The sequence below is a fragment of the uncultured Methylobacterium sp. genome (assembly GCF_964244095.1).
In the GTDB taxonomy this organism is placed as follows: domain Bacteria; phylum Pseudomonadota; class Alphaproteobacteria; order Rhizobiales; family Beijerinckiaceae; genus Methylobacterium.
This window is the reverse complement of record NZ_CAXTHR010000256.1, coordinates 1-3,043: the sequence shown is the minus strand read 5'-3', so window position 1 is coordinate 3,043 and position 3,043 is coordinate 1. Positions and strand designations below refer to the sequence as shown.

Annotated in this window: 2 protein-coding genes; both read right to left on the bottom strand. The window is 71.5% G+C overall.

Annotated elements, in window-relative coordinates; all coding sequences use genetic code 11:
• On the bottom strand, nt 1-1,943 hold a 1,943-nt coding region (locus tag ACFE86_RS22105), incomplete at its 3' end, for a phosphoenolpyruvate carboxylase (protein ID WP_375457458.1).
• A 204-nt stretch (nt 1,944-2,147) separates the two neighbouring features.
• The gene (sucD, locus tag ACFE86_RS22100) at nt 2,148-3,041 is read right to left on the bottom strand and encodes a succinate--CoA ligase subunit alpha (RefSeq protein WP_375457457.1); all 894 of its coding nucleotides are present in this window, start codon (nt 3,039-3,041) and stop codon (nt 2,148-2,150) included.
• Between the last annotated feature and the right edge of the window lie 2 nt (nt 3,042-3,043).

Here is a 3,043-nt window from a genome sequence, read left to right as displayed (position 1 = left end):
ACCACCTCGCCCTGCTCGGTGGTGCGGAAGCGGCCCTGGATCGATCCCGGCGGCTGGGCGGCGATGCCGCGGTGCGTCGGCACCCCGCCGCGGCTCACCGAGCCGCCGCGGCCGTGGAAGAACGCGATCGGCACGCCGGCCTCGCGCCCGAGCGCGGTGAGCTTCGCCTGCGCCTTGTACAGCTCCCAGTTCGAGGCGACGAAGCCGCCGTCCTTGTTCGAATCCGAGTAGCCGATCATCACCTCCTGCACCCCGCCCTGCCAGCGGGTCGAGCGGCGCACCACCGGGATGGCGAGAAGCTCCTTCATGATCGCGGGCGCGGCGCGCAGGTCGTCGATGGTCTCGAACAAGGGCACGATCGGCAGCGGGCAGATCTCGGTGCCGGCGGCGTCGAGATAGAGGCCGGCCTCCTTGGCGAGCAGGTAGGCGCCGAGGACGTCGGGCACCGAGCGCGTCATCGACAGCACGAAGGCGCCGAAGGCCTCGCGGTCGAGCTGCTCGCGCATCTCAGCCACCAGCGCGAAGGTCGCCAGCGTCTCGCGGGCCTCCTCGGGCAGGCCGTCGAACGCGGTCTCGCGGGTCCGCGGCCGGGCGAGCTCGGCGACGAGCCACGCCTTCCAAGCGGGCGACGCGACGTCCGGCGGCGCCCCGTCGCCGTTCCGCCGCGCCCAGAGGGCCTGGAGCGTCGCCGTCGTGCGGGTGGTGTTCTCGCGCAGGTCCAGGCGGACGGTCGAGAACCGGAAGATCTCCACCATGCGGCGGACCGGGCGCACGAGGTCGGTGGCCAGCGACGTGCACTTGGCGTCCGAGAGCCCGCGTTCCAGGGCGCGCAGGTCGTCGATCAGCCCGTCGGCGCTCGGGTAATCCGGCCCGGCGGAGCGGGCGCCCTCGCTGCGCCGGATCGTCGCTTCGAGCTTGCGCAGGATGCAGGTGAGGAACTGCCGGTAGGCCTCGCCGGGGTTGCGGCCGGCGATCGCCTCGGCGTCGCCGCTCTCGCTGAGCGCACGGGCGAGTTCGGCGCGGAAACGCTCGGGCACCGGCATGGCGCGTTCGGTCAGCGACAGCACCCGGCCGAGATGCATGACGCCGTCGCGATAGCGGCCGAGCGAGGCGAGCGCGTTGCGCGTCAGGGTCTCGCGGGTCACGCGCGCGGTGACGTAGGGGTTGCCGTCGCGGTCGCCGCCGATCCAGGAGCCGAACTGGAAGAACGCCGGCACCTCGAAAGCTTCGTCCGGGTAATGCTCGGCCAGGCTCTCCTCGAGCGAGTAGACCACCTCCGGCAGCATCTCGAACAGCGTCTCGTCGAAGAAGTGCAGGCCCCAGGCGACCTCGCGCTCGACGGTGGCCTTCTCCAGGTGGAGCTCGCCGGTCATCCACACCAGCTCGATCTGGTCGCGGAGCTCGTTCATCAGGCCGTTGCGCTCGCGCGTGGTCCAGCGCGGCAATTCGAGTTCACGCAGCACGAGGTAGATGCGCCGGAACTTCTCCAGCACGGTCACCCGCTTGCCCTCGGTCGGGTGGGCGGTGATCGTCGGCCGGATGCGCAGATCCTTGAGCAGGGCGCGGATCTCCGCGGCCGCGATGCCGCCGGCCGCCGCATCCGCCAGCACTTTGGCGAAGGAGCCGCCGAGCGCCGCCCGCCCTTCCGTGCGCTCGACGTGCCGGCGCCGGCGCATGGCGACGTTCTGCTCGGCGATCGACAGGAGCTGGAACCAGATCCCCTGCACCTGCAGCGCGCGCGCCAGCATCTCGGGCGAGAAGGCCGAGATGTCGGCGGTGCCGTGCAGCACCGCCTCCAGTTCGGGCTCGTGCCGGCGCGCCACGTCGAGCAGCGCGTGGAACAGGATGTCGAGCGCCTCCCGCGACGAGGTGCCGGTGATCACCGGCGGGGCGAAGGCGTTCTCGTCCGCGAGGCCCGGGGAGGCGTGGAGGGTCTTGGTCATCGCGTCATGCCACCTGGGGCGGTGTTCCAGCGGGCGGGAGGCAGCGCCGCAACCTTCCCTCCCCCCGTTGCGGGGGAGGGCGGCCCTCGCGTGAGCGAGGGTCGGGAGAGGGGAGCGCCGCTTCCGGATGGACCCGAGCCGGCCCGTCTCCCGCCCTGCATCCGCAGGGCATCCTCCCTTCGCAGAGGGGGACGGTTGAGCGCCTCACGCCGCCCGGCGGCGCATCACGTCGGCCACCGTGTCGCCGAACGAGCCCGGATCGGGCGCGACCGTCAGCCCGTAGGAGCGCATGATCTCGGCCTTCTCGGCGGCGCTGTCGCCGGTGGCCGAGATGATCGCGCCGGCATGCCCCATGCGGCGGCCCTTCGGTGCGGTCAGGCCGGCCACGAAGCCGATCACCGGCTTTCTCATGTTCTCCTTGATCCAGGCCGAGGCCTCGGCCTCCTGCGGGCCGCCGATCTCGCCGATCATCAGCACCGCGTCGGTCTCCGGGTCCTGCTCGAACAGGGCGAGGTGATCGAGGAAGGACGAGCCGTTGATCGGGTCGCCGCCGATGCCGACCGAGGTCGAGATGCCGATGCCGTGCGCCTTCATCTGCGCGGCGGCCTCGTAGCCGAGCGTGCCCGAGCGCGAGATCACGCCGACGCTGCCCTTGAGGTAGATGTGCGGCGGCATGATCCCGAGCATCGACTTGCCCGGCGAGATGATGCCGGCGCAGTTCGGGCCGACCACCATGGTGCGGCGCTCACGCGGGTAGCGCAGCAGGTAGCGCTTCACCCGCATCATGTCCTGGGCCGGGATGCCGTCGGTGATCGAGCAGACCAGCCTCAGGCCGGCATCGGCCGCCTCCATGATCGCGTCCGCCGCGAACGGGGGCGCGACGAAGGTGATCGAGGTGGTGGCGCCGGTGGCGGCCACCGCCTCCTTGACGGTGTTGAACACCGGCATCCCGAGATGGGTCCTGCCGCCCTTGCCCGGCGTGACGCCGCCGACGACGTTGGCGCCGTATTCCTTCATCTCGCGCGCGTGGAAGGTGCCCTTGTCGCCGGTGATGCCCTGGACGAGGATCGGGGTGGTCTCGTCGATGAGGATGCTCATGG

Coding starts and splice junctions, on each gene's coding strand:
- sucD (WP_375457457.1), bottom strand. CDS start 3,041: ATGAGCATCCTCATCGACGAGACCACCCCGATCCTCGTCCAGGGCATC.